The following is a 258-nucleotide window of genomic DNA, read 5'->3' as shown; positions in this document are numbered from 1 at the left end:
ATCGTTAGCAAATCCAGCAATGAACGTTTAAAATATCAAAGAAATTTCACATGCACCCAAAGACCAGGAAGTACCTTTAAACGTAGATAACACATTAGCGACTCCTTAATTATGCCAAGCCTTCGAACATGGAGCAAATATTAATGATCATTCTACTACGAAATATATTGATGGGCATGCAAGCTGTTTAGGTGGCATTGTAATTGATGGAGGAAAATTTGATTGGACAAAAGTGAAATAACATGAGATGGATGAAGC

The 258-nt window shown here is 36.0% G+C and carries 1 pseudogene; it reads left to right on the top strand.

Annotation, left to right across the window (positions count from 1 at the left end):
- Positions 1-238: pseudogene (locus tag JDS81_RS30000) on the top strand (PLP-dependent transferase); the annotation flags it as partial.
- Positions 239-258: the final 20 nt, after the last annotated feature.

Origin of the sequence: Bacillus cereus group sp. N31 (assembly GCF_016483245.1) — a bacterium.
GTDB lineage: Bacteria > Bacillota > Bacilli > Bacillales > Bacillaceae_G > Bacillus_A > Bacillus_A toyonensis.
Note: the sequence above shows the minus strand (reverse complement) of the source record. Positions and strands in the feature narration are given on the sequence as shown.